General features: G+C 74.0%; 25 protein-coding genes and 2 pseudogenes. 14 read left to right on the top strand and 13 right to left on the bottom strand.

The genetic code is table 11. The annotated features are described in order from the left end of the window. Nucleotides 1-17 precede the first annotated feature (17 nt). Nucleotides 18-950, top strand: coding sequence for an ROK family protein (locus tag ABZ449_RS24955; RefSeq protein WP_360349799.1), 933 nt, complete (start codon nt 18-20; stop codon nt 948-950). A gap of 20 nt (nt 951-970) precedes the next feature. After that, entirely contained in the window at nt 971-2,233 is a 1,263-nt protein-coding gene (gene manA / locus ABZ449_RS24950; RefSeq protein WP_360349796.1) for a mannose-6-phosphate isomerase, class I, read from the top strand. A 27-nt stretch (nt 2,234-2,260) separates the two neighbouring features. On the opposite strand, the gene ABZ449_RS24945 is transcribed toward manA, so the two are convergent. The 8 genes from ABZ449_RS24945 to ABZ449_RS24910 form a co-directional block, all read right to left on the bottom strand. Then, complete coding sequence (locus ABZ449_RS24945) at nt 2,261-2,656, bottom strand: DUF2267 domain-containing protein (protein WP_360349793.1); 396 nt, start codon at nt 2,654-2,656, stop codon at nt 2,261-2,263. A 313-nt stretch (nt 2,657-2,969) separates the two neighbouring features. Further along, entirely contained in the window at nt 2,970-3,608 is a 639-nt protein-coding gene (locus ABZ449_RS24940) for a thioesterase family protein (RefSeq protein WP_360349790.1), read from the bottom strand. Beyond that, nucleotides 3,605-3,922: a hypothetical protein gene (locus ABZ449_RS24935; protein WP_360349787.1), complete on the bottom strand. Its 318-nt coding sequence runs from the start codon at nt 3,920-3,922 to the stop codon at nt 3,605-3,607. Before ABZ449_RS24935 ends, ABZ449_RS24940 begins: the two co-directional genes overlap by 4 nt. Nucleotides 3,923-4,173: 251 nt before the next feature. Further along, a complete protein-coding gene (locus ABZ449_RS24930) occupies nt 4,174-5,121 on the bottom strand; it encodes a DUF6528 family protein (protein ID WP_360349784.1) in 948 nt (315 codons plus the stop codon). A gap of 354 nt (nt 5,122-5,475) precedes the next feature. Next, entirely contained in the window at nt 5,476-6,864 is a 1,389-nt protein-coding gene (locus ABZ449_RS24925; protein WP_360349781.1) for an FAD-dependent oxidoreductase, read from the bottom strand. A gap of 106 nt (nt 6,865-6,970) precedes the next feature. Next, complete coding sequence (locus ABZ449_RS24920; protein ID WP_360349779.1) at nt 6,971-7,468, bottom strand: flavoprotein; 498 nt, start codon at nt 7,466-7,468, stop codon at nt 6,971-6,973. 174 nt (nt 7,469-7,642) lie between these two features. Beyond that, a complete protein-coding gene (locus tag ABZ449_RS24915) occupies nt 7,643-9,055 on the bottom strand; it encodes a hypothetical protein (protein WP_360349776.1) in 1,413 nt (470 codons plus the stop codon). Nucleotides 9,056-9,195: 140 nt separating this feature from the next. Beyond that, the gene (locus ABZ449_RS24910) at nt 9,196-10,134 is read right to left on the bottom strand and encodes an FAD-dependent oxidoreductase (RefSeq protein WP_360349773.1); all 939 of its coding nucleotides are present in this window, start codon (nt 10,132-10,134) and stop codon (nt 9,196-9,198) included. 127 nt (nt 10,135-10,261) lie between these two features. Here ABZ449_RS24910 and ABZ449_RS24905 point away from each other — a divergent pair, with 127 nt between their 5' ends. Further along, nucleotides 10,262-11,188 carry a LysR substrate-binding domain-containing protein gene (locus ABZ449_RS24905; RefSeq protein WP_360349770.1) on the top strand — a complete coding sequence of 309 codons (927 nt, stop codon included), beginning with the start codon at nt 10,262-10,264 and terminating at the stop codon, nt 11,186-11,188. A gap of 179 nt (nt 11,189-11,367) precedes the next feature. Here ABZ449_RS24905 and ABZ449_RS24900 read toward each other — a convergent pair whose 3' ends face one another. Then, complete coding sequence (locus ABZ449_RS24900) at nt 11,368-11,853, bottom strand: cysteine/serine endopeptidase inhibitor (protein WP_360349767.1); 486 nt, start codon at nt 11,851-11,853, stop codon at nt 11,368-11,370. Between the two features lie 292 nt (nt 11,854-12,145). Here ABZ449_RS24900 and ABZ449_RS24895 point away from each other — a divergent pair, with 292 nt between their 5' ends. The 3 genes from ABZ449_RS24895 to ABZ449_RS24885 all read left to right on the top strand — a co-directional run bounded on the left by ABZ449_RS24895 (nt 12,146) and on the right by ABZ449_RS24885 (nt 13,646). Continuing rightward, nucleotides 12,146-12,340 carry a hypothetical protein gene (locus tag ABZ449_RS24895; RefSeq protein ID WP_360349764.1) on the top strand — a complete coding sequence of 65 codons (195 nt, stop codon included), beginning with the start codon at nt 12,146-12,148 and terminating at the stop codon, nt 12,338-12,340. A 174-nt stretch (nt 12,341-12,514) separates the two neighbouring features. Further along, a complete protein-coding gene (locus ABZ449_RS24890; protein ID WP_360349761.1) occupies nt 12,515-13,168 on the top strand; it encodes a 4'-phosphopantetheinyl transferase superfamily protein in 654 nt (217 codons plus the stop codon). Nucleotides 13,169-13,262: 94 nt separating this feature from the next. Beyond that, nucleotides 13,263-13,646 carry a barstar family protein gene (locus ABZ449_RS24885; RefSeq protein WP_360349759.1) on the top strand — a complete coding sequence of 128 codons (384 nt, stop codon included), beginning with the start codon at nt 13,263-13,265 and terminating at the stop codon, nt 13,644-13,646. Nucleotides 13,647-13,781: 135 nt separating this feature from the next. Here ABZ449_RS24885 and ABZ449_RS24880 read toward each other — a convergent pair whose 3' ends face one another. Further along, complete coding sequence (locus tag ABZ449_RS24880) at nt 13,782-14,792, bottom strand: polysaccharide deacetylase family protein (protein WP_360349756.1); 1,011 nt, start codon at nt 14,790-14,792, stop codon at nt 13,782-13,784. 204 nt (nt 14,793-14,996) lie between these two features. Here ABZ449_RS24880 and ABZ449_RS24875 point away from each other — a divergent pair, with 204 nt between their 5' ends. Beyond that, the gene (locus ABZ449_RS24875; RefSeq protein WP_360349754.1) at nt 14,997-16,658 is read left to right on the top strand and encodes a CehA/McbA family metallohydrolase; all 1,662 of its coding nucleotides are present in this window, start codon (nt 14,997-14,999) and stop codon (nt 16,656-16,658) included. A 384-nt stretch (nt 16,659-17,042) separates the two neighbouring features. After that, nucleotides 17,043-17,537 carry an ATP-binding protein gene (locus ABZ449_RS24870; RefSeq protein WP_360349751.1) on the top strand — a complete coding sequence of 165 codons (495 nt, stop codon included), beginning with the start codon at nt 17,043-17,045 and terminating at the stop codon, nt 17,535-17,537. 33 nt (nt 17,538-17,570) lie between these two features. On the opposite strand, the gene ABZ449_RS24865 is transcribed toward ABZ449_RS24870, so the two are convergent. Further along, nucleotides 17,571-18,029, bottom strand: a complete 459-nt coding sequence (locus ABZ449_RS24865; RefSeq protein WP_360349875.1) for a DinB family protein — start codon at nt 18,027-18,029, stop codon at nt 17,571-17,573. Nucleotides 18,030-18,268: 239 nt separating this feature from the next. On the opposite strand from ABZ449_RS24865, the gene ABZ449_RS24860 reads away from it, so the two are divergent. The 3 genes and pseudogenes from ABZ449_RS24860 (at nt 18,269) to ABZ449_RS24850 (ending at nt 20,015) form a co-directional block, all read left to right on the top strand. After that, entirely contained in the window at nt 18,269-18,859 is a 591-nt protein-coding gene (locus ABZ449_RS24860) for a carboxymuconolactone decarboxylase family protein (protein ID WP_360349748.1), read from the top strand. A gap of 6 nt (nt 18,860-18,865) precedes the next feature. Beyond that, nucleotides 18,866-18,997: pseudogene (locus ABZ449_RS24855) on the top strand (RNA polymerase subunit sigma-24); the annotation flags it as partial. A 142-nt stretch (nt 18,998-19,139) separates the two neighbouring features. Beyond that, on the top strand, nt 19,140-20,015 hold the full coding sequence (locus ABZ449_RS24850) for a class I SAM-dependent methyltransferase (protein WP_360349745.1): 876 nt from the start codon (nt 19,140-19,142) through the stop codon (nt 20,013-20,015). A 123-nt stretch (nt 20,016-20,138) separates the two neighbouring features. Here the strand turns inward: ABZ449_RS24850 and ABZ449_RS24845 are convergent, their stop codons facing one another. Further along, nucleotides 20,139-20,375 carry an alkyl sulfatase dimerization domain-containing protein gene (locus ABZ449_RS24845; RefSeq protein WP_360349873.1) on the bottom strand — a complete coding sequence of 79 codons (237 nt, stop codon included), beginning with the start codon at nt 20,373-20,375 and terminating at the stop codon, nt 20,139-20,141. A gap of 165 nt (nt 20,376-20,540) precedes the next feature. Then, nucleotides 20,541-21,086, bottom strand: a complete 546-nt coding sequence (locus ABZ449_RS24840) for a response regulator transcription factor (protein ID WP_360349742.1) — start codon at nt 21,084-21,086, stop codon at nt 20,541-20,543. A 516-nt stretch (nt 21,087-21,602) separates the two neighbouring features. Between ABZ449_RS24840 and ABZ449_RS24835 the strand changes: the two are divergent. The 3 genes and pseudogenes from ABZ449_RS24835 to ABZ449_RS24825 all read left to right on the top strand — a co-directional run. Continuing rightward, a pseudogene (locus ABZ449_RS24835) lies at nt 21,603-21,821 on the top strand (aldo/keto reductase); the annotation flags it as partial. Nucleotides 21,822-22,151: 330 nt separating this feature from the next. Further along, the gene (locus tag ABZ449_RS24830) at nt 22,152-23,348 is read left to right on the top strand and encodes a S53 family peptidase (protein ID WP_360349739.1); all 1,197 of its coding nucleotides are present in this window, start codon (nt 22,152-22,154) and stop codon (nt 23,346-23,348) included. Nucleotides 23,349-23,585: 237 nt separating this feature from the next. Beyond that, nucleotides 23,586-24,305 (top strand): ABC transporter ATP-binding protein, encoded by a 720-nt coding sequence (locus ABZ449_RS24825; protein WP_360349736.1) that lies wholly within the window; start codon nt 23,586-23,588, stop codon nt 24,303-24,305. Nucleotide 24,306: the final 1 nt, after the last annotated feature.

The following is a 24,306-nucleotide window of genomic DNA, read 5'->3' as shown; positions in this document are numbered from 1 at the left end:
CCGCTCTGGAGCCCACCGTGCCCGTCACCCCGCTGTTCGCCGCCCTCGACATCGGCGGCACCAAGATCGCCGGGGCGCTGGTCGACGCCGACGGACGGCTGCGGCACCGGCTCCAGCTGCCCACCCCGGCCGCCGAACCGGGCGCGGCCGTGCTCGCCGTGGTGCACCGGGTGCTGGAACAGCTCGCCGGGACGGCCGACTGGGCCGCCGTGACGGCCGTCGGGGTCGGCAGCGCCGGCCCGGTCGACCTCGCCGACGGCACCGTCAGCCCCGTCAACATCCCCGGCTGGCGCGGCTTCCCGCTGGTCGCCGAGGTCGCCGCCCACCCGGCGGTGGCGGCGCGCGCGCTGCCCGTCCAGCTCGCCGGGGACGGCGTGGCGATGGCCGCCGCCGAGCACTGGCAGGGCGCGGCCCGGGGCGCCGACAACGCGCTCTGCCTGGTGGTGTCGACCGGCGTCGGCGCCGGCCTGGTGCTGGACGGCGCGGTGCGCCCCGGCCCCAGCGGCAACGCCGGCCACCTCGGCCACATCACCGTCGACCTGGACGGCGAGCCCTGCCCGTGCGGCTCGCGCGGCTGCCTGGAGGGCCTCGCCAGCGGCACCGCGATCGCCCGGCGGGCGCTCACCGAGGGCTGGCGGCCGGTGGACGGCGACCGCACGGCCCGCGCCGTCGCCGCCTCCGCCGCCGCGGGCGACCCGCTCGCGCTCGCCTCCTTCGACCGCGCCGCCCAGGCGCTGGCTGCCGGGATCGCCGCCACGGCCGCCCTGGTGGACCTCTCCCGGGTCGTCGTCGGTGGCGGCGTGGCCGAGGCCGGGGACGTGCTGTTCGCCCCGCTCGCCCGCCACCTGGACCGCTACGCCACCCTCTCGTACGTCCGCGGCCTGGACGTGCGCCGCGCCGAACTCGGCACCGACGCCGGGCTGATCGGCGCGGCCGCGCTCTGCCGCTGAGCCTCCACGGAGCCGCCCGCATGCCGCCGACCGAACCACCCCCCTTCGCCCTCCTGCGGAACCCCGTCCGCCGCTACGCGTGGGGCTCGCCCACCGCCATCCCGGCGCTCACCGGCACCGCGCCCGACGGCGGCCCGCAGGCCGAACTCTGGCTGGGCGCCCACCCGTCGGCGCCGTCCCTGCTGTCCGGCGACGACGCCGGTGCGGGCGACGACGCCGGTGCCGGCCGCGACGCCGGCGCCGGCGACGGCCTCGGCCCGCGGCCGCTGAACGAACTGATCGAGGCGGACCCGGACGGCCTGCTCGGACCGGACACCGCACGGCGGTTCGGCCCGGCGCTGCCGTTCCTGTTCAAGGTGCTGGCCGCCGACCGGGCGCTCTCCCTCCAGGTCCACCCCACCCGCGCCCAGGCCGAGGCCGGGTACGCGGCGGAGCAGACCCGGGGCATCCCGCTGGACGCGCCGGAGCGGGTGTTCAAGGATCCCGGGCACAAGCCGGAACTCCTGTGCGCGCTCGGTGACTTCGAGGCCCTCTGCGGCTTCCGGCCGACCGCCGCCACCGCCCGGCTGCTGGACGCACTCGGCGTGCTCTCCCCCTGGGCCACCGCCCTGCGCACCCGGCCCGCCGAGGCCGTACTGCCCGAGCTGCTGCGCTCCGGGCTGAACGCCTCCGGCGCCGAACTCACCACCGTCACCGAGGCCCTGCGCCGCACGGCGGCCACCGGCGGACCGTACGGCGCGAGCTGCGCCGCGTACGCCCGCCTCGCCGAGGAGTACCCCGGCGACCGGGGACTGCTCGCCGCGCTGCTGCTCAACCACGTACGGCTCACGGCCGGGCAGGCCCTGTACCTGGATGCCGGGGTGCCGCACGCCTACCTGCGGGGCGTGGGCGTGGAGTTGATGGCCAACTCGGACAACGTGCTGCGCTGCGGGCTCACCCCCAAGCACGTCGACGTGGACGGCCTGCTGGCGGTCACGTCCTTCCGCCCCGGCGAGCCCGAGGTACTCGCGCCGGCCCCGCGCGGCGACGGCGTCGAGGAGCGATACCCCTCACCCGCCGAGGAGTTCAGGCTCTCCCGGCTGCGCCCCGACACGGCGGCCGCCCGGGTCGACCTCCCCACCCCGCAGATCCTGCTCTGCGTCCACGGGCAGGCCCTGCTGCGCGCACCCAGCGGCGCCGAACTCCCGCTTCCGGCGGGCGCGTCGGCCTATCTTCGCCCGGGCGCCGGGCCGGTCGAGCTGACCGGCCCGGGCACGGCGCTGTTCCGGGCCACCACGGGGTAGCGGAGGCCCGACGGCACCCGGACGGACTCAGGCCGACGCCGGGTGACCGAACAGCAGGTCGTAGCCGTCCGGGAGTTGCTCGATCACCCGGTCCAGCAGCTCCCCGGGGACCAGATCGGCGACGGTGCTGAGCACGGCACCGATGTCCCACTGCGCCGTCGCCGGGGTCGCCCCGTCGATCCACCCCACCACGGCCTCCACGAAGCGCTCGGCGGTCAGCGGCTCGGAGGCCGGCCCGGCGTCGCGCAGCAGCGAGGCGTAGGTGAGGGGCAGCGCGGCGGCGAGTTCCGCCCGCTCGGACCCCACCAGGTGCTCACCGAGCAGGGCCAGCACGACCCTCGAGGCGTGATCCGCCTCGGCCTCGCCCTGGTACTCGCCGCGCTCCACGACGCGGGCGAGGAAGTCCTCCCAGGAGATGGTCATCGCATCCTCCTTCCGGTCGGCGGGCTCCGGCCGGGCCTGCGGCGGCCCGCTCGCCCCGGGACAGGAGGGAAATCGCAGCCTGTGACCGCCGTCGGACGTACCGGTGCCCGTGCTGCTCAGCGTAACTCGCCCGGGCGCCCTCGGAACCGGCCGTCCGCCACGGGACCGCGGGACCGTCCCCAGGGACATCGGGCGACCGGGAACGCCTGGGTGCCGGGAGCCTGCGCGGCCGGACCAGGCAGAACCGGGCGGACCGGACGGACCGGGCGGACCGGCGCCGGGGTCGATCACGCCACCGGCCCGCGGCGGGGGTTCACCGCGCCGAGGCGTGGCACCGCCTGCGCGGCCGCCGGGGCGGCACCAGCGAACCGGCGGCCGAGCCGACCGGTACGCGCTGTGCCGGGGCCGGCGCGGCCACCGCAGCCGCCGTGGCGGCAGCCACGGCCGCCGGGGTCGTCACCGTCGTCGCGGCCGTCACCCTGGTCGCCGCGGTCACCGTCGTGGCCGCGAGCACCGCCTGGGCGCGGGCCGCATCGGGCATGAACGCCGAGAGAAAGATCCGCTCGGCCGGGCTCAGCGCCCGCGACCGGCCGGATTCGCGGTCCCGCGCGACCACCACGGTCCGCGCCCGCATAAAAGTGATCCGGGCCCGGCAGACATTCACCTCGACCTGCGCCGAACTCCGCCCGATCCGTTCCACGGTGAGCCGCACCGACAACGGTTCGGGCCGGTGGTGCAACTGTTCCAGGTAGTCGATCTCGTGCCTCGCGATAATGAACCCGGAGGAGAACAGCGACTCCCTCACCGCGGTCTCGTGGTGACAGAACAGATCGTAAATCCCCTCCTGGATGTAGCCGACCAGACGGGCGTTGTTGATGTGGCCGTTCTCGTCGACGTCGCTCCACCGGGTGGGGCAGGACAGCACGTGCACGCCCGGCTGCACCGCGCTCACTGCCGAGTCATCCCGGCACCGGCGGGGAGCAGCGCGCGCTGCAACCTGGCGTAGTAGCCGGAGTGTTCGGCCGCCATCCGGGCCGCGGTCCAACCCTCTTCGGCCGCCTCCGCCGCGGCCTGCACGACCAGACTGTCCAGCACCGCGTCGACCGCGCGGCACAGGTCGTGCACGGCCGCGAGCCGCTCGGTCACATCCGTCCCGCTTCCGGCGTTCCGGGACGGGAAGGCGGCCAGTGATTCCATCGCGAGCTGAAGGTCGTCCACTGCATCCGGCCGGTTTTCCGCAGGGAAATTCCGCATGTTTTTCTCCATGAGTCATTCGGCCATTACGGCCCAGTAGCTAGCGTTCGAATGCACCGGATCGGTGTCGACCCCCCGACCCCACGACGCTATCCCAGCCGACCGGGGTCGACGGATGGTTTGCGGACCGCGACGGAAAACTGACCTCCATCGGAGTAGTTTGTCGGTGTACACAATATGCCCCATCAGCCGAATGCCGTCCGCATTTCGGGTGGTATCTCCGACGCGCGCCCCGAGATCGCCGCCCCGGGGGCCGAAGTCTGCTACCAGCCACTCCACCACCTCGCCTTGTACAGATGCGTGCCGCGCAGCGACCGCGCCCCCTCCGGCCGGTGCAGGGTGATCACCGAGGTGCACCAGTCGCACGGCCCGGTGTGCTCGGGCGCCACCGTGAGCAGTCGGCCGGTGCCGGGCTCGTCGCCGACGCTCTTGAGGTCCCGCTCACCGGCCGGATCGGCCAGGTGCACGGCGGAGAAGCGGTCGGTGGCCGGGTCGAAGCGCCACAGACCGGCCAGCGTGGTCACCCAGAACTGCCCGGGCGCCGCCAGGACGCCCGCCAGGTCGTGCCCGCCGCGCCCCGGCAACGGGCTGCTGCGCACCGCGGTGAGGACGGGCGCGGCCGGGCTCCCGCCGACCCTCAGCGCGGTCAGCGCCGTGTCGCCGAGCACCCAGAGCAGTCCGCTCCGCCCGTCCCAGTGCACTCCGTGCGCGCCCGGCAGCGGGAACTCCGCGTACGCCGCGGCCCGCGGGCCCTGTGAGGCCGCGTACAGCCGCACCCAGCCGCCCGCGCTCGCCGCCACGGCGACATTGCCGTCCGGCAGCAGCTCGATGCTGTGCGGGTTGGCGCCCGCCCCCAGGTCCGCCGCCCAGTGGACGCGACCGGTGGTGGTCTCCACGACGGCCGCCAGCCCGCCGGAGGCGGTCGTCAGCAGATAGCGCCGCCCGTGCCGGACACGGGACTTGGCCTCGTCCGGGTTGGTCCAGCTGCGCGCGGGCGTCAGATCCGCCAACTCCGGTGCCCGGTCCGCACTCCAGCCCCAGACCACCGGCAGCCGGGCCGGCCCGCGGTAGGCCATCAGCTCCTCGGCGCTCTGCAACACCAGCACGCTGCGCGAGGCCTGGTCGACGACCGCCACCCGCCAGCCCGGCGACCTGGCCCACGCGCCGCTCCCGGGCGCGCAGAGCAGCAGGGCGACCGCGAGGGCCGGCAAGGTTCTCCTCAGCACGCCTTCACCGTCGGTGCTACGGGCCGACTCCGCTCGGCGGCACGTCCGAACGGACGATCGACGCGACGGCTCCGTGGCTCGTGCGAGGACGACGACGGCGGCGGCGGTTGCGCCTCGTTGACTGTCATCCGCACATCCTGGCGGGACGTCCGCGCCGGCGGCCGTCGCCACCGGGTCGGCACGCCGCCGCGCCGTCAACCTGGCGCCACCCGTGCGCGTTCGGCGCTCGCTCCGCGCCGTTCGGCATGCGCTTGGCCGTGGTTCAGCGTTCGCTCGGCGCGTGTTCGGCGTTCGCTCCACGGTGGTTCGGCGCTCGGAGACTCCGCGCCGCCCGGAGGCTCAGCGCCCGGCGACGACGTCCGCGACCCGGGCGATCGGCGAGGTGGTCGCCCGCCCTGCCTCCTCCTGCCGGTCGGCGGCGTGGTACGCGGCGTACATCGCGTGCACGCCCAGCCAGCGCAGCGGCTCCGGCTCCCAGCGCCGCACGGTGTGCCCCACCCAGGGCAGCCGGGTCAGCTCGGTGTCCCGGCCCAGCACCAGGTCCCGCAGGGTGCGGCCGGCCAGGTTGGTGGTGGTCACCCCGCTGCCGACGTACCCGCCCGCCCAGCCGAGCCCGCTCAGCCGGTCCAGCTCCACGGTGGCGCACCAGTCCCGGGGGACGCCGAGCACGCCCGCCCAGGCGTGGTCGATCCGGGCGTGCGCGGCGGCCGGGAAGAACCGGTCGAGGATCCGGCGGAGCTGGCGGACGGTCTCCACCTGGGTGCCGCCGTCCGAGTCCGTCCGCGAGCCGAACCGGTACGGCACGCCCCGCCCACCGAGCGCGATCCGGTCGTCGGCGGTGCGCTGCGCGTACATGTAGGCGTGCGCGAAGTCGCCCAGCACCTCGCGGCCCTCCCAGCCGACCTCCGCCCAGAACTCGGCGGGCAGCGGCTCGGTGGCGATCATCGCGGAGTTCATCGGCAGCCAGGTGCGCTTCTCGCCGCGCAGCCCGGCGGTGAACCCCTCGGTGGCGCGCAGCACATGGTCGGCGGTGACGGTGCCGTACGGGGTGACGGCACGGGGCTTGCGGTAGCGGGAGCCGGGCAGGATCGCGGTGACCGCCGTCCCCTCGTACACCTCGACGCCCGACTCGCGCACGGTGCGCGCGAGTCCGCGGGCGAGCCTGGCGGGCTGGATGCGGGCGCCGTACGCCGTCCAGCAGCCGCCGAGGGTGCCGGCGACGTCGATCCGCTCCCTCGTCTCCTGTGCGCCGAGCAGCTCGACGCGGCCCTCGCCGTAGGCCCGCTCGCTCTCGACGTGGGCCCGCAGACGGTCCAACTGCGGCTTGCTGCGCGCGACTTCGAGGACTCCGCCGCGGACGATGTCCGCCTCGATCCCCTCCTTCTCCGCGATGCCGACGACTTCCCCGACGGCCTCGTCCATCACCCGCTGCATGGCCGCCGCACGCCCCTGCCCGTACGTCCTGGCGAACGCGCCACGGCCCGCGAAGCCGTTGTACAGCCAGCCGCCGTTGCGCCCGGAGGCGCCGTAGCCGCAGAAGCGCCGTTCCAGGACGGCGATCCGCAGGGAGGGGTCGGCCTTCTTCAGGTAGTAGGCGGTCCAGAGCCCCGTGTAACCGCCGCCGACGACGCACACGTCCACGTCCGCGTCCCCGGGGAGGGCCGGCCCCGGCCCGGGCACCCCGTCCGCCGCGTACCAGAACGACACCTCGCCGTTGACCGCCGCCATCGGAAACCTCCACACCCTCGCCGACCTGCCCGGACGCTACCTCCGGAGGTCCGGCCCGGGCCACCCCGCACACTGCAAGGATCACCTGGGCCGATCAGCCACCCTGTCAGTCCCGCAGCAGTTCCAGGGCCCACGTCCAGCTGTACGAGCCCGGTACGAAGTCCGCGATCCGCACCCCCATCCGTCGCAGCTTCGCCAGGCTCTCCTCGTACGCCGGGTGCGCCGCCTGTGCCGCGCTCAGGCAGGGCTGCACGGCGACCGGGATCCCCCAGCCGTACGACTCGCAGAGGATGCCGAGGGCGAGGGTGTCCGAGATGCCCAGGGCCCACTTGTTGATCGTGTTGAAGGTGGCGGGGGACACCACGATCGCGTCCGGGTCCGGCAGTGGCCGGGGCTCCCCCGGCCTGCGCCAGGCCGAGCGGATCGGGTACCCGGTCTGCGCGACGATCGCGTCGGCGTCGATGAGCGCCATGGCGTTCGGCGTCGCCACCACCCCCACGTTCCAGCCCTGCGCCTGCGCGGCGGAGATCAGCTCCCCGACCCCGCCCGCGACCCCCGCCGCACACACCACCACGTACAGCACCGGCTTCCTGGCCTCGGACACCCTCGGAATCCCCACTCTCGACCCGTCTGCGGACCCCAGAACAGTAAGCCGCCCGCACGGCCCGCCCCGTGGTGCCCGTTGTGCCCGTGGTGCTCGACATGGGCGCGTGACCGCCTGCGGCCCTGCGGGCCCGCCGCTGCGCAAGCGCGGCGGCGGGCCTCGTCCGCGGGTGCCTCAGGTGCGGATCCGGACCGGTGGGGCGACGGAGGGCGGGGAGCAGCGCGAGGTGGTGGCGCAGACGGTGAGCGACCTGGGCTGGTGGCCGTCGAGGACCCGGACGGACCAGAGCACGGGGTAGGCGCCGCCGCAGATGCCGCAGCTCGGGTGGGGCGGCGCGGCGGGCATCGGGGGCGCGACGGGCGGCGGCGGGGTCGGCGGGGTGGGCGGGACCGGCGGGGTGGGCGGGACCGGCGGGGCGAGCGGGGGCGGGGGTGCGGCGCCCCAGGCGGGGAGGTCCGCGGCGAGGGCCTGGAAATCGTGCCCGCACTCGGAGCAGGTGTCCAGGACGGACTCCGTGCGCATGTCGCCGCAGCTCGGGCAGAAGGTCACCGGCTGCTCGTCGGCGACGGTGCTCTCGCAGCGTTCGCAGACGAAGTCGGGATCGATCCTGGACTGTTGGAAGATCGACCCGAAGATCAGGAAGGGGTTGGGGTCACCGTCGTTCTCGTAGGTCGTCTGGACGACGGAAGCGATCGTCTTGAGTCTGGTCCTGCGCTGCCGCAGCCGCTTGAGGTCCAGGTTCACCACCTTGGTCTGCCGACAGTCCCGGCAGGTGCAGAGCGTGCGGACGGGCAGGCGCGAGCGGATGCCGAACTGGCGGTGCAGGAACTCGAAGGCCGGGCGGTCCGCCTCGGTGACCGCCACCTCCACGGAGCCCAGCCCTCCCCCGCTGAGGCCGCCCTCCACCACGGCTGCCACGCGCGCGACGTCGGCGGCCAGGTGGTCCGGCACGCCCTGCGGCCGACTGCCGATCATCACCGGGATCGCCAGCAGGCTGCGGGCGGTGGCCATGTCCATCGTCAGGTAGCCGGCCGGGGAGCGGAACACGATGCGCTCGATGCCCTCCCACAGCGACGGGCCGGTGGAGCGGCGCCCGCCGGACAGCCGCTCGCTGACGCGGGCGGCGACGCCGCCGACGAAGCGCTGGCCGGTCTCGTGGTGCCGGGCCAGGCCGTCGGCCCGAGGCGCGCGGGTCCACCACCGGGGCGGGGGGAAGCCCGCCCCGGCCGCCGTCGGGTCGAGGCCGGTGAGGGCCTGGTCGAGGGCGAGCAGCGCGGACCGGAAGGCGGCCACGTACGGGTCCTGGACACCCAGCGCGATCACCGAGATCGCCCGGTCCGTCAAGTGCAGGGAGACCGCGGTGCGTTCGTCCTCGACCGGAGCGAAGTGGAGGCGGGCCGCCAACGGCACCTGGTCGGGCAGGAGCATCGCCGAGCGGACGGCGGAGCCGCGCCGGGCCTCCACCACGGTGGCCATCTCCGAGGTGATCTGGAAGCCGAGCGAGCGCAGCACGTCCACGGCGGCGACCCGGACGCGCCCGGTGTCGGCGCGGACGCGGCGCTCCGCGTCGAGCGTGATCGAGGCCAAGGTTCCTCCGAAGGAACGGAATTGGGCAGCGGGGACGGGAGCAGGACGATCCCAGCCCGCAACCGTAGCGAAAACGTTCCGCCGGGGTGCCCCGATACGTGCAGCGGACAGCCGGCAACCCATCGGCACCGCGGCCCCGGTCACCCCACCAGGGCGGCCGCGGCGTCGGCGCAGCCCCAGCTGAGGGTGACGCCGGCGCCGCCGTGGCCGTAGTTGTGGACGATCCGGCCGTCCGGGTCGGCTTCGAGGCGGGGGCCGCCGTGGCGGGCGGGGCGCAGGCCGACGGTGTGGCCGAGGACGCGGGCGTCGCGCAGCTGCGGGATGTGGGCCGTGCAGCGGGCGAGGATGGCCTCGGCGGTGGCCGGGTCGGGGACGGTGTTCCAGTCGCCCGGCTCGAAGGTGCCGCCGAGGACGACGTCGGCGCTGCGGGGGTGGATGTAGGCGTAGCCGGCCGGGTCGTCCTGGATGCGGGTCGAGGAGGGCAGGCCGGGGTTGGAGACCAGGACGAGCTGGCCGCGCACCGGGTGGACGGTCCGGTCCTCGCAGAGCTGCCGGGCGCCGATTCCGGTGGCGTTGACCACCACGGGTGCCCAGGCCAGGGCCTGGTCGAGGGTGTCGAGGCGGCGGTGGACGATCTCTCCCCCGCCGTCCATGAACCGGCCGAGCAGCCAGGGCAGGTAGAGCGGCATCTCGACGGCGGGGGCCGTGAAGGACCAGCCGTCCGCGCAGTCCGGTCCGCGTTCGGCGGCCGTCAGCCGGCGCAGGTCGGGGACGGCCTCGCCCCACCAGGGCAGGCCCGCCGGCTGCGGCTGGTGGGCCAGCATGCGGGTGCTGCGCATCGACACCCCGGGGGCGCCCTCGGCGGCCTGGCGGGCGAACTCGGCGAAGGCGCTCGCGGACCAGTCCGCCACCTGGCCGCTGGTGCCCGTGGCGACGGGGAACCAGACGGCGGCGGCCACGGCCGAGGTCGTCGACAGCAGGCCGTCGGCCGTCACCACGACGACCCGAAGTCCCCTCTCCTGCAGGCGGATCGCTGTGGTGAGCCCGATGATCCCGCTTCCGACCACGACGACGTCCATCGTGAACTCCTCCCTCGAAGGGTTGCCCACCGGGTGTCGGCGGCCGTCTCCAGGAAAGCCGGTCGCGTCGGAGCCCGTCCAAGACCGGTTCTGTCCCCGGGCGATAAGCCGCGCTTATCATCGCCGGATGGATCTGCGGATGGATCTGCGCCGCATGCGGTACTTCGCCGTGCTGGCCGAGGAGTTGAACTTCACCCGGGCGGCCCGCCGGCTGCACGTGGCGCAGCCCGCGCTGAGCCAGCAGGTCAAGGCGCTGGAGCGGCAGCTCGGCGCGCGGCTGGTGGAGCGGACCAGCAGGGGCTGTGCGCTGACCCCGGTCGGGCGGGCCGTCGCCGAGGAGGCGCGGCGGGTGCTGCGGGAGGTGGCGGCGGCCGAGGAGCGGCTCGCGGCGGTGGTCCAGGGGCGGGAGGGGCGGCTGCGGGTGGCGTACACCCGCTCGGCCCGGGGCGGGGCCTGCGACGCCCTGGTGACGGAGTTCCGCAACCGCTACCCCCGGCTGGACGTCGCCCTGCAGACCGGCTGGACCTCGCACAACGTGGCCGAGCTGCTCGCCGGGCGGCTGGACGCGGCGTTCGTCCGGCCGCCGTTGGACGTTCCCGGGCTGGACTGCCGGGTCATCGCGGAGGAGGAGCTGCTGCTCGCCGTGCCCTCCGGCCATCCACTGGCCCGCACCCGGGCCCGGATCGGCCGACACCGGATCGCGGACGAGCCGGTGGTGCTGTGGCCGCGGGAGAACGGGCCCGGCATGCACGCGCTGATCACCGGGCAGCTGTGGCCGGGCCGGTCGCCGCGGATCGTGCGGGAGGAGCCGGACGACGAGCAGCTGCTGCTGGCGGTGGCGGCGGGGTACGGCATCGCGCCGATCCCGGAGGGCCGGGCCCGGGTGTTCCGGATTCCCGGCGTCTGCCTGCGCCGGCTCACCGCCCCGGTGCCGACCGTCACGCTGGGGCTGGCCCACGATCCGCGGACGGCGCCGCCGGCCGTCCAGCTGCTGCTGGCGATGGCGCCGCCGCTCGGGGAGGCGGACGCGATGCCCGGAGCCGGTCGGGCGTGATCCCGAACGGCCGGTACCGGCCTGGACCCCTGGGGCACTCGAGCGTGGTCATGCCGTGGGACTGCGGGAGCCGGGCCGACCGGTGCTGGTGGTGCAACCGACCGACCACCGGGCCCCCGAGGGCCCCGCTGCCCGCCCCCGCGACCAGGCGGGGGCGGGTGCTGCCGTCAGGGGCGGGCTCAGCCGATCGTGGAGCCGGTGATCGGGGCGGAGAGCTCGACGGTCTCGCCCTTGAGCCCGGTCTTGACGAACTGCCAGCTCAGCCCGGAGATGACGCCCTTGTCCAGCGGGGCGAGCTTGGCGAAGGCGGGCTGGCTGAGGTCGATGTGGGTGGAGTCACAGGAGGGGCACTGGTCCTTCACCGGGACGGTGATGGTCTTGCCCTGGTAGGTGACCTTGACCGAAATGCCCTTGCAGACCGGGTCGTTGTTGGGGTTGGCCGTGGTCCACCAGGTGTGCGAGACGGCGACCAGCATCTGGGTGGCGGCGTTGATCTGGGTGCCGCAGGCGCCGTAGCCGGCGTCGTTGTAGTAGGTGGCCTTGCCGGTCATGGGCTTGTTGATCGGTATCGCGGCACTGGCGGAGCCAGCCGTGAGGGCGATGAGGGCGGCTGCGGCGAGCGGGGCGCCCGCGAGGATCCTGAGGTTCTTGCCGATGGCGCGCATGGTTCGTTCCCTCCGGTTGAGGTGCAGGTCATGAGCGGTGCAGGTGCGGTGCAGATCATGAGCATGACACTCGTAACCCGGCACATTCGCACGACAGTTCGCCGACCGAATGTCCGCCCCCGCAGAGGAAAGGTATGCGGCCGCCCGCAAGGTGGTCCAGACCTTCGCGATGTTGGCATGAACACAAGGCAAGCATCTTTACCAATGCGGCCGAAGGGGCGAAGATGCGTGACCGCCCCACCACGGAGGGTGTTGACAGGCCGTCACCCGCACCCTCCGGAGGCCCCCTCAGATGCGCACCTCGCTCGTCGCCCTGCTGCTCGGCACCGTCCTGCTCCCGGCCACCGCGCCCGTCGCCGCCGGCGCGGCCCCCCGCGAGGTGAACCAGGGCTACAGCATCCCGGTCGCCGGCGTGACCGACCTCGGCGCGCTGCCCGTCCTCGGCAGCCTCGGGCTGGACTTCGCCCGTCTGCTCGTGCAGCAGTAACGACCGCCCGCGCTGCCCTGACGCCGCTCCGCGTGGACGAACCCTCCCGGGCGGCCGCCATCAGCACCCCGGTCGCCCAGCCGTGGTCCCCGATCGCCCACCAAGATCCCTCCACCCGGGTTACCCTCGTCCCGCGCGGCGAGCCGGCCGCGCAGCCGACCGAGGGGGGAACGGATGATCGGGGACCTGCTGCCGGACGTCGTGGTGACCGAAGTGGCCTACGACGACCCGCCGGAGGCCCGGCTGGAGCCCGAGGAGGAACCGGCCGTCGCCCGGGCCGTGGACAAGCGGCGCCGCGAGTTCACCACCGTCCGGCACTGCGCCCGGACCGCCCTGGCCCGGCTCGGCGTCCCGTACCGGCCGCTCGTCCCGGGCCTGCGCGGCGCACCGAGCTGGCCGGACGGCGTGGTCGGCAGCCTCACCCACTGCGACGGGTTCCGCGCGGCGGCCGTCGCCCGGGCCGGCGTCCTCGCCTCCGTCGGCATCGACGCCGAGCCCGCGCTGGCGCTGCCGGAGGGCGTCCAGGAGGCCGTCGCGCTGCCGGTCGAGCGCCGGCGGCTCGCCGAGCTGGCGGCCGAGCACCCTGACGTCCCGTGGGACCGCATCCTGTTCAGCGCCAAGGAGTCGGTCTACAAGGCGTGGTTCCCGCTGACCCAGCTGTTCCTGGACTTCGAGGAGGCCGAGCTGGACCTCTCCCCCGACGGCACCTTCACCGCCCGGCTGCTGGTCCCGGGCCCGGTGGTCAACGGCCGCCGGCTCGACGGCTTCGACGGCCGCTGGGCGGTCCGGGACGGGCTGCTCGCGACCGCGATAGCCGTCTCCCCCTGACGTCCCCGTGACGTCCCCCCGCCCTCCCCGGCATCCTCCCCGTTGTCCCCCGGCGCACCCTGACCCGCCATCGGCGCCGCATATCCTCGACCCCGTGACGGTGACCTATGTGATCGACGGCAACGAGATCAGGACCCTGGACGACTTCTGGGACGCGGTCGGGCGGACCATCGGCGTGGACGGCTACTTCGGCCGCAACCTCGACGCCTTCGCCGACTGCCTGCGCGGCGGCTACGGCACGCCCGAGGACGGCGAGTGGGTCATCGAGTGGCGCCACCACGAGGCCTCCCGCCGCAGTCTCGGCTACCCGGAGACGGTCCGCCGGCTGGAGCTGCGGCTGGCCCACGCCCACCCCACCAACCGCGCGCGCATCACCGCCGAGCTGGACGCCGCCCGGGCGGGCCGGGGGCCGACGGTCTTCGACTGGCTGGTCCGGATCATCGAGGAGGAGCACCCGGGCGGCCTGCGCCTGGTCTGAGCCGACCGGCCCCGGACCTCCGGGCCGCTGCCCGCCCTGCGCCGACCGGCCCGCACCAACGGCCCGCTGCATCCGGCCCGCCGCTCCCGGCCCAAGGCGACCGCCCCCGAGCTCCCGGTCCGGGCCGCCGTCCGGCTACAGCACCTCCGAGAGCCGGACGAAGCGCCGCCCCGCCGCCAGCAGCCCCGGCAGCGCCGCCGCCACCCCGGGGGCGGTGCCGCCTCCCGGGTGGTTCAGGTGGCCGATCACGATCGCGCCCGGCGGGGCGGAGGCGAACTCCTGCCGCACCTCGGCGGCCCGCAGCGTCGCCCCGCCGTCCCCGTTCACGCTGAAGCCCGCCACGCGCTGGCCCAGGTCGGCGACCACCCGGGTGGCGACGTCGTCGTAGTGCGCGGTGCCGGAGCGGAAGAACCGGGGCGGGTGCCCGAGCAGCTCCGTGAGCTTGCGGGCGTTGCCCGCCACCTCGTCGTACACCTCGCCGACGTCGCCCGTGCCGGCGATGCCGTAGGCGGAGCGGCCGGTGACCGAGAGCGGGCGGTGGACGGTGCCGTGGTTGCCGATCTCGAACAGCGGGTCGGCGGCGAGCTGCTCGAACTCGTCCGGATTGGCGTCGATCCAGCGGGCGTTCAGGAAGAGCGTGGCGGGCACGGCGTGCGCCCGCAGGACGTCGATCAGGTCGGCGTCGTAGCCGTTGCCGCCGGGGCCGCCGCAGGCGTCGAAGGTGAGCGCCGTGGCGCTCTCGCCGTCCGGCAGGTCGGTGATCACCCCGGAGACCTCCAGGCCCCACTCGCTCGGGGCCAGCGCCCCGTACCGCTCGACCGCCTCGGCCCGGGTCGGCTGGTGCGCGGGCTGCTTCGCGGGTCCCGGCGCGGGTGTCGGCGCGGGTGTCGGCGCGGGCGTCGGTGTCGGAGACGGTGTCGGATCCGGCGCGGGCGTCGGAGCGGCGGCGGCCCCGGCGGGGCCGCCGGACGGCGTCGCGAGCGGCTCGGTGGAGGGTGCGGCAGCCGGCGCTGCGGACGGTATCGCCGAGGTCGCCGGGTCCGAGCCCGCCGGTGCGGGCGGGCCGGCCTCCACCGTCCTGCCGCCGCACCCCGCCAACGCACCTCCGGCCACCACCATGAGCAGCGTCCGCCGACTCACCGCCACGCCCGTCTCCTCTTCACGCTATTTCTCATATAAACCGATGACATGACTATGAACCGGCCATTCGTCACTCCCCGCAAGTCGCCCCCGCCCCCGCCCGGCCCCTCTTCACCGACCCGCCCCGCCCCCGTGGGCCCGGACTCACCCCCGGTTCACTCACCGGGGTAGGCACGCGAGCGACCCGCCCGCCCCGATCCGGAGGCCCCGATGCCGACCGAGCCCAGCACCCCGCGCCCCGACCGGCCGACCACCCCGTCCGCCGTACCACCCGCCTCCCCGCGCACCGAGCAGCCCGCCTCGCCGCCGGCCGCCGGGCCCGCCCGCCGTGACCTGCTCCGCACCGGCCTGGCCGGCGGCGCCGCCACCGCCCTCGGCCTCGCCGCCACCACCGGCCGGGCGAACGCCGCCCCCGCCGACGGCCCCGGCACCACCCCCGCCGACCGCACCCTCACCCTCACCGGCCACCTGCCCACCGGCGCCCCCGACTTCGTCCACCTCCCGGTCGAAGTCCCCGAGGGCGTACGGGAGATCGCCGTCACCTACGGCTACGACAAACCGCCGGTCCCGGCCGGCACCCCCGGCAACTCCTGCGACATCGGCATCTTCGACGAGCGCGGCACCGACCTCGGCGGCCCCGGTTTCCGGGGCTGGTCCGGCGGCTTCCGCACCGGGTTCAGCCTCTCCCGCGGCGCCGCGACCCCCGGCTACCTCCCCGGCCCGATCAACGCCGGCACCTGGCACGTGGTCCTGGGTCCCTACCAGGTCGCGCCGCAGGGCCTGGACTACCACGTCGAGGTCACCCTCCGGTTCGGCGCGCCAGGGCCCGAGTTCACCCCGCAGTACCCGGCGGAGCGGGCCCGCGGCCGCGGCCGGGCCTGGTACCGCGGCGACTGCCACCTGCACACCGTCCACTCCGACGGGCGGCGCAGGCCCGAGGAGGTGGCGGCCGGGGCGCGCGCGGCCGGCCTGGACTTCATCGTCTCGACCGACCACAACACCAGCTCCTCGCACGCCGCCTGGGGCCCGCTGGCCGGCCCCGACCTGCTGATCCTGCCGGGCGAGGAGATCACCACCCGCAACGGCCACTGGCTGGCCCTCGGCCTGGAGCCCGGCCAGTTCGTCGACTGGCGCTACCGCTCGCGCGACGAGGAGTACCCCCGCTTCGTCCGCCAGGTCCACCGGGCCGGCGGCCTGGTCGTGCCCGCGCACCCGTACTGCCCGTACGTCGCCTGCCAGTGGAAGTTCGGCTACGAGGAGGCCGACGCCGTCGAGGTGTGGAACGGCCCCTGGACGTACGACGACGAGTCGGCGGTGGACACCTGGGACGGCCGGCTCGCCGTCGCCCTGCGCGAGGGCCGCTCCTGGCTGCCCGCCCTGGGCAACAGCGACGCGCACAGCGAACCGCAGGTCATCGGCTCCCCCCACACCGTGGTGCTGGCCGAGGACCTCACCCGGGACGCGATCCTCGACGGGCTGCGCGCCGGGCGCAGCTGGCTGGCCGAATCCGCGGCCGTCGAGGTGGACTTCACCGTGACCGGGCACGGCCGCCGGGCGGGCATCGGCGAGGAGCTGACCGTCCCGGCCGACGCCCCGCTGGACGTCCGGCTCACCGTCTCCGGCGTGCCCGGCGGGACGGTCCGCCTCCTCGCCGACGAGGGGCAGATGCACCAGGAGTCGCTGCCCGCCGACGGCTCCGGGACCGTGGTCTGGCGCACCACCGCCTCGCTCGCCGCGTACGTCCGGGCCGAGGTGCGCCACCCCAAGGCGGACGGCACCCCGGGCAAGGGCAACGCGATGGGCCCGGACCTGCCCTGGGGCCCGATGGCGGCGCTCACCAACCCGATCGTGCTGCGCACCGGGGACCGGTAGGGGCCGGCGGCGGGCGCCCGACCGCCCGCCGCAACCACCACCGACCTCCTCCGGCCCTCCTCCGACCCTCCTCCGCCTGTCCGCAGGCCCTCCTCCGCCCCGCCACAAGCCGCCCCGCCGACCCGCCACCGCCCGGCCATCGGCCGGCCCCCGTCCGGTCCCCGACCAGCCGCCGGCCGGCCACCGACCGCCCCGCCGACCCGCCCAGGAACCGGATGGGGGACGACTCGGGCCACCCGTTTGGACTAGGTTGATCCCCGGAACGCATCAGTCGTAGGGACGAGGCGGTCGGATGTCCGGATATGGGCCGACCAGCTCCTTCGCACTCCGACCGCCCCGCCCCGGCTACCCGTCCGTCCCCGGCCCGCGAAGGGATCAGCAGCTGTGAACCGTACGACCGTAGGTGGGCCGGAGCTCGGGGGCGGCCGGGGCGCCGGGGGCGTCCTCGTCCTCGTCGACCCGGCCGGGGCCGGGAACAGCCCGGTCGCGGAGCTGCTCGCCCGGGAGCTGAACCCGAGCGTCCACCTGCGGACGGACGACTTCCTGCGGGTCATCCGCAGCGGCCAGCTCCCGCCCCACCTGCCCGAGGCCGGGCGCCAGAACGCCACCGCCCTGGCCGCGGCCGCCCAGGCCGCCTTCGCCTACGCCACCCGCGGCTACCAGGTCGTGGTGGAGGCCCCCGCCGCCCCGGCCGCCCTCGACACCTTCCGCCGCGAGAGCCGGACCACCGGCGCCGCCCTCCACTACGTCGTCCTCCAGGCCGGCCCGGCCGCCGAGTCCGCCACCCACACCCTCGACACCACCGCCCTCACCCCCGAGGCCACCGCCGGCTCCGTCCTCGCCGCCCTCACCCACCGCACCCACCTCCTCGGCTGGTAGGCCCCGGCGGGCGCCGACGCCGCCGTCCCGCCCCTACGCCCCCACCGTGCCGTCGATCGCCTCGCGCAGGAAGTCGGCGTGGCCGTTGTGCCGGGCGTACTCGTGGATCAGGTGGAGCATCACCAGCCGCAGTGACACCTCGGCGTCCCACCGGGCCTGGTAGCCGGTGACGTCGAGGGAGTCGGCGGCGAGCTCGATGCGGCGGGAGTGCTCGACCTCGGCCTGCCAGGCGGTGAAGGCCTCGGCGCGGGTGGCGCCGGCAGGGTCGTACGCGGCCTGGTAGTCGCCGTCCTCGGACCAGACCAGCGGCAGGTCCTCGCCGTCGATCACCCGGCGGAACCAGGTGCGCTCGACCTCCGCCATGTGCCGGACCAGCCCGAGCAGGCTGAGCGTGGAGGGCGGGCTGGAGCGCAGCCGCAGCTGTTCGTCGGTCAGGCCCTCGCACTTCAGGGCGAGGGTCGCCCGGTGGAAGTCGAGGAAGCCGCGCAGCATCTCGCGCTCGCCGCCGGTCAGCGGCGGGGCGGGGCGGTCGTCGGGGACGTTCACGGTGTCGTTGCTCCTCGCAGTGGTCGGAGATCCCCGCGGACTGTAGCGAACCGTCCGGCCCGTCCGGAGGTGATTTTCCTCCCCCGGCCCCGGACCCGGACCCGCCTGTCACATCCGTACGCCCTGCGGTGTCTTCATGCCCGGCAACACGGCGACCCGCCGAACCACTGATCCGGGAGGACACCATGGCACTGCGACTGCCGAAGGCCCAGCTGCCCGCCGAGCTGAGCGAGAACATGACCAAGGGTTTCGGGACCGCCCTCGAACCCGTCGAGGCGACCTGGCACAACCCCGCCGTCGCCACCGCGAACCTGGACTTCGGCCGCCGGATCGCCGAGTGGGACGCGCTCGACGAGGGCCTCAAGTCCTTCGCCCACATGGCCGTGGCCGCCCAGGTCGGGTGCGGCTGGTGCCTGGACGTCGGCTACTTCCAGGCGCAGAACCAGGGCCTGGACCTGGCCAAGGCGAGCCAGGTGCCGAACTGGCGGGCGGCGGAGGTGTTCACGGCGCTGGAGCGCGAGGTGATGGAGTACGCCGAGGCCATGACCGTGACCCCGCCGGCCGTCACCGACGAGCTGTACGATCGTCTGCTGGACCGGCTCGGCGCGGCGGCCATGGTCGAACTCACCGCCTTCGTCGCCTTCGTCAACATGGCCACCAGGAACAACACCGCGAACGGCGTCCGCTCCCAGGGCTTCTCCGACTCCTGCGAGATCCCGCTGGCCAGGCGCGCCACCGCCGCCGACGCCGACCCGACCGGGGCGTCGCCGGCATGACCGCGCCGGATCGACGTCGGCGGCGAGCCCTCGGTGGTGAGCCTCGCGGTGGCGGACGGCCGGATCACCCGGGTCTACATCGTGCGCAACCCGCGGAAGTTGACGCGGCTCGACACACCGGCCGACCTCGCCCGGTAGCGACCTCGGTCACGTGGTGGTGCCCCGAGCGCCCCGAACGCCTCGAGCACCCCGGGCGCCCCGATCCCTTCGGGACACCACCACGCCCCCGTTGTCCCCGGGAGACGCTCCGATCACGTACCGTGTTCGGACCACCACAGGTTTGGGTACGTACCTCGGCGCGCCCGACCGCCGGGCGCCCACCGACCAGGAGACCCAGCGGCCCATGGACCACAACCGCATCCCCCCGACCGTCCGCAAGACCTACGGCACCGATGATCTGGCCAAGTTCGCCAGCTTCGCCGGGGGCTTCATCAATTTCGGTTACTGGCAGGGGATCGACCTCACCGCCCCGACCACCGAGGACCGGGTGCGCAGCCAGGAGCAGCTCTACCGGCGGGTGTTGCGGGAATTCCCGGAGCCGCGGGAACGGCTGCGGCTGGCGGAGGTGGGCTGCGGGCGCGGGCTGGGTTCGGCGCTGGCGCTGCGGGAGTTCCGGTTCGCGGCGGTGACGGGGGTGGACATCCACCCGGACCAGATCGAGCGGGCCCGGGCCGTCAACGCGAGAGCCCTGGCGACGTACCCCGATCGACTGGCGTACACCCTGGGCTCGGCGGACGAACTCCCGTTCTCCGACGGCTATCTGGACGGTGTCTTCTCCGTCGAGGCCGCCCAGCACTTCCGTGAACTCACCGGCTTCGCCCGCGAGAGCGCCCGCGTCCTGCGCCCCGGCGGCCGGCTGGTCGTGACCACCTTCTTCACCGCCCCCGGCGCCGACGTCGCCGAGCGCCTCAAGATCCTTCTCGCCAGCTTCGCCGACGGCCTCGACATCGCCCACCCCCTCGACGACTTCACCGCCGGCCTCACCCGCTTCGGCTTCACCGACGTCACCACCGAGTCCATCGGCGCCGACGTCTGGCCGGGCTTCGACCGCTACCTCACCGACGTCGTCCCCACCGCGCACTGGTCCCGCAACTTCCTGACCGCCTGGCGCGACGGCCTCGTGGACTACCACGTCGTCACCGCCACCCGCATCTGACGCCAGTGTCGGCCCTGGGCCCGTCCGTAGCTGCTGCGGGCGGGCCCAGGGCCGACACTGTGCCTGTTACAAGCCCTCCAGGGCTGATCTCAACGCGGCGAACTCACTGTCGCACAAGCTGGGCTACCAGTTGCAAGCCCTCTGGCTGACGGTGGCGATCGCGCCCTCGGTGACGACGCCGTTGCGCAGTTCCACTGCGGCGGTCAGGAAGACGGCCCGGTGCCGGGTGTTCTCCTGCGGGTAGCCGAGCTGCTCGTAGGCGTCGGCCTGGAGATCCTTGGCCTCGGCGTCGTGCGGGGCGGCGAAGACCAGGTGGTGCGGCACCTCGACGGCCCAGCGGCACTCGCCGGCGGCGAGGATCCGGTTGCGGCCGATCCTCGCCGCATCGGAACGTCGCCGAGATCGTGCGGGAGCCGGGTGTGAGCCCGGAAGGGCTGCGGGGCTCGGCCAAGCAGGACCGTACGGGCCGTGGCGGGGGCAGGCCGACGCTATTCGCCCGCCCCGAAGAGAGTAGGACCAGACGAGTCAGAGCCAGGACCTGGCGCGGGCGATCCGGACCGCATCCATGCGGTTCCTGGCGCCCGTCTTCTGCACGGCGGACAGGAGATGGTTGCGTACGGTCCCAACGGACAGGTGGAGGTGGTCCGCTGTTTCTGCGGGACTCTCGCCCTCGGCCGCCAGGCCGAGGATCTCGGACTCCCGCGGGGTCAGTGGGTTCGGCGTCTGTGCGCTGCCCATGACGGCGATGTCGGTGCCGACGATGCGCCGACCACAGCTCAGGTGCCTGATCGCCTCGACGAGTTCGTCGGCAGTGACGTCGTCGGAGATCACTCCTGACACGTCGGTCTTGAGGGCGCGCTGTGTGCCGCCCGCCGAGAGCGCTCCTATGACCAGAAGGATTGCGCTCGCTCGGAAGGCCTCGCGTGCTCTGCGGAGCCTCTCGAATGCGGCTCTGCTGTCATCGGCGAGACAGAGAACCACCACATCGGGGTTCAGTCGGCTGTCACCCGGCGCAGAGGCGACGTCCTCCGCGTCCCCGAGCACCCGGATGCCCGCCCGGGAGGAGACCATGGCAGCGATGCCGCTGCGTGTGAGGGTCCCCTGGGCGAGAATCAGTACGCCGATAGTGTCTAGTTCGGTGCTGCCCGGCAGTTGGCCCGCAGCCAGCAATGAAGGTTTCGCCCCATATACCGCGTGGCTCTGTCGGCCTGCTCCGCTTTGCGTGGTGCTCACGAAATTCCCCCCCCAAACTAGAGAAAGTCAGGCACATGCTCGGCCGGCGTTCGCGCTGGGCGTCGCACATCTTTGCTCCACGAGCTGATGCTTAGTCAAGTCCCAGCCCCCAAACAAGAATTGATTGACCCGCAGGATGCTAAGTCGATCGTTCACGTCCGTCAACTCACGTGACTGAGCCGGCGCATCGAGGTACACACGGGGTGTACCGCCACAATGAAGCGGAAGTGGAGGTTCGATGTGGCTGACGTAGAGAGCGCCGGTGAGCGTTCGTGCGCCGCCAAGTTGAACCACCTTTTTTGAGACAATCACGCTGGCAAGGCGCGCGCCCGGCAGGCGGACTCAGGCACCTGGCTGCGGCGCCGGGCCTCCGAGCGGAGCCGTGTCGTACTGGCCGCGAGGTCTGGGCGGCGCCACAACCCGGAGTCGGGCCGCGTGGATGGCGTAGACACCTCAGCAGAGTACGTACTGACGGCCTGCCACACGTCGCTGCGCCGCCTGGGTGTCGACCACATCGACCTCTACTGTGTGCACCGCCGCGATCCCGCGACTCCCATGGAGGAGACGGTCGGCGCGATGGCCGAGCCGGCTCTTCACCAGGGATGTGGTGGAAGGCGACAATGCTGGATACCTGCCAGGAGCTTGGCAACGCGAGATGCTGTGGAACGCGGTGCCGGACAGTGCGGTAGCCGGTGGCCGCCGTCCGGAGCAGGCAATGTCCCGCCTTGGCCACTGACTCGCACCGGCCGTGGTCGCACGGGCTACGGGGCGGTGTGCAACTCCCCGTGGATTACCCACGAGTGTGCCGCCGAGTCGTATCCCGGCCGCCCCGCGGATCGATCCTGTAATGACAGGACGCGTCGGGTGAGGGGAGACAGCGATATGGGGTCCGGGAGAAGGAGCGTGCGCGGTGGCGGTACGTGGCGGTGCATCGGCGGCCTGTTTGCCGTAGTTGGCCTGCTCTCTACCGGTATCGGTCCGGCCTCGGCGGTCACCGTCGACCGCGCGCGGGCAGCCGACGACCCTGGCGTGCGCGAGCCCTCGATAGCCGTGCCCTACCGCGTGGACGAGCTGTGGCGGCAGGGGGTCACGGGCCGCGGCACCACGGTCGCGGTGCTCGTGTCGTACGGGGACCCGAGCCTGGAGCAGTTCATGGCGGACTACGACGCGCAGTACGGGCTTCCCGCTGTCGACATCCGGCGGGTCGAGCCGTTGGGGAAGCCGCCGTCCTGCACCTCTCCCGGCGTCGACACGAAGAACTGTCAAGCGTGGGTGTCGGAGACCCGGCTCGATGTCGCCATGATTCACTCGCTGGCCCCGCAGGCCCGCATCGTGGTCGCCGCCTCGCCCGTGGACGAGACGCAGGGCGAGAGCGGCATGCCCGAGATGATGCATGTCCTGGACCACCTCACGCGGCACCGCCTGGCGGACGTGGTGTCCATGAGTTTCGGCTCCGTCGAGCAGAACTTCGCGGACCCCGCGTCCATGCTCGCCTACGGTGCCGCGTTCGACCGGGCGCGCGCGGCGGGCATGACCCTGGTCGCCTCCTCGGGGGACACGGGGGCCAGCGGCCCGCTGCGTGACCACCCCGACCAGCACCACCCCCGGCGCGTAGTGGCCTGGCCCGCGTCCGACCCCCGGGTGACCGCCGTCGGAGGGTCCCTGCTGCACGTCGATGCGCAGGGCCATCGCACCTCTCCCGACACGCTGTGGCCCAAGTCGGGGGCCGGGCACTCGTCGCTGTTCGCGCCCCCGGAATGGCAACGCTCGGCCATGGCCGGTGACGTGGAATCCGGCCGTTCGGTCCCGGATATCGTGATGCAGGGGGCGGCCGGTACCTCCCAGTCGGCACCGCTCTTCGCCGGTGTGCTCGCCCTCGCGGTACAGCTGCACCACGGGCCGATGGGCGACATCAACCCCACGCTCTACCGGCTGGGAGCGGCCGGGCCCGCCGCCGGAATCGTCGATGTCACCGAGGGCTCCAACACCTATGCCGAGGTCCCCGGGTTCACTGCGGGCCCTGGCTTCGACACGGCCAGTGGCTGGGGTACGGTCGACGTGCCCCGGTTCGTCCGAGTCCTGGCGCGGGCCGTGCGGTGAACCGACTTCCGGCCGCCCAGCGCCCCCGGCTCGGCACGACCGCGTGATGGCAGTCGTGTCACGACGAACGGAATCTTGTGCGGATGGCCGGCGGTCGCCAGGCAGTACGTACTGAAGCGAGAGAGAGCGCACGTGAGCGAGCACGCAGGCACCGGAGCCGGCCATCACTTAGGACGGGCCGCACAGCACCGGTCGCGGGATGGCGCCGAACCGCCGCCGAGGGAGCGGCCCTGGGCGGTGCGCCTCGATGGCGTGCGCAAGGTGCACGGAAGCGGCGGGTCCGCCGTGACGGCGCTCGACGGGGTCACCGCGCAACTGCCGTACGGGACGTTCACCGCCGTGATGGGACCCTCCGGCTCCGGCAAGAGCACCTTCCTGCACTGCGCGTCGGGTCTGGACCGCCCCGACCACGGCACCGTCGAGATCGGCGGCCGGGATCTGGGGCCTCTGGGCGAACGGGAGTTGACCGTGCTGCGGCGCGAGCGGATCGGCTTCGTGTTCCAGGGGTTCAACCTGCTGCCCGCGCTGACCGCCGAGCAGAACATCACGCTTCCGGTGCGGCTGGCCGGCCGGCGCGTCCAGCTCGACCGGCCCTGGCTGGAGGAACTGCTCGACTACACCGGGCTCGCCGATCGGCGCGGTCACCGGCCGGCCGAACTCTCCGGCGGCCAGCAGCAACGGGTGGCCATCGCCCGCGCGTTGATCACCCGCCCCGAGGTGGTCTTCGCCGACGAGCCCACCGGCGCCCTGGACACCACCTCGGCCCGCAAGGTCCTCGAACTGCTCCGCGGTCTCGTGGACGACGTCGGCCAGACGGTCCTGATGGTCACTCACGACCCGGTGGCCGCCTCGTACACCGACTCCGTACTGATCCTGGCGGACGGCAAGGTCACCGAGGTCCTGCACGGGGCGTCCGCCGGCACCATCGCCGAGCGCATGGCGGGAGTGGGGGCCTGAT

Origin of the sequence: Kitasatospora sp. NPDC005856, from assembly GCF_040629945.1 — a bacterium.
Lineage (GTDB): Bacteria > Actinomycetota > Actinomycetes > Streptomycetales > Streptomycetaceae > Kitasatospora.
Note: the sequence above shows the minus strand (reverse complement) of the source record. Positions and strands in the feature narration are given on the sequence as shown.

Coding starts and splice junctions, on each gene's coding strand:
- ABZ449_RS24905 (WP_360349770.1), top strand. CDS start 10,262: ATGGATCTGCGGATGGATCTGCGCCGCATGCGGTACTTCGCCGTGCTG.
- ABZ449_RS24890 (WP_360349761.1), top strand. CDS start 12,515: ATGATCGGGGACCTGCTGCCGGACGTCGTGGTGACCGAAGTGGCCTAC.
- ABZ449_RS24900 (WP_360349767.1), bottom strand. CDS start 11,853: ATGCGCGCCATCGGCAAGAACCTCAGGATCCTCGCGGGCGCCCCGCTC.
- ABZ449_RS24860 (WP_360349748.1), top strand. CDS start 18,269: ATGGCACTGCGACTGCCGAAGGCCCAGCTGCCCGCCGAGCTGAGCGAG.
- ABZ449_RS24840 (WP_360349742.1), bottom strand. CDS start 21,086: ATGGTCTCCTCCCGGGCGGGCATCCGGGTGCTCGGGGACGCGGAGGAC.
- manA (WP_360349796.1), top strand. CDS start 971: ATGCCGCCGACCGAACCACCCCCCTTCGCCCTCCTGCGGAACCCCGTC.
- ABZ449_RS24945 (WP_360349793.1), bottom strand. CDS start 2,656: ATGACCATCTCCTGGGAGGACTTCCTCGCCCGCGTCGTGGAGCGCGGC.
- ABZ449_RS24875 (WP_360349754.1), top strand. CDS start 14,997: ATGCCGACCGAGCCCAGCACCCCGCGCCCCGACCGGCCGACCACCCCG.
- ABZ449_RS24935 (WP_360349787.1), bottom strand. CDS start 3,922: ATGGAGAAAAACATGCGGAATTTCCCTGCGGAAAACCGGCCGGATGCA.
- ABZ449_RS24925 (WP_360349781.1), bottom strand. CDS start 6,864: ATGGCGGCGGTCAACGGCGAGGTGTCGTTCTGGTACGCGGCGGACGGG.
- ABZ449_RS24910 (WP_360349773.1), bottom strand. CDS start 10,134: ATGGACGTCGTCGTGGTCGGAAGCGGGATCATCGGGCTCACCACAGCG.
- ABZ449_RS24865 (WP_360349875.1), bottom strand. CDS start 18,029: ATGCTGCGCGGCTTCCTCGACTTCCACCGGGCGACCCTCGCCCTGAAG.
- ABZ449_RS24895 (WP_360349764.1), top strand. CDS start 12,146: ATGCGCACCTCGCTCGTCGCCCTGCTGCTCGGCACCGTCCTGCTCCCG.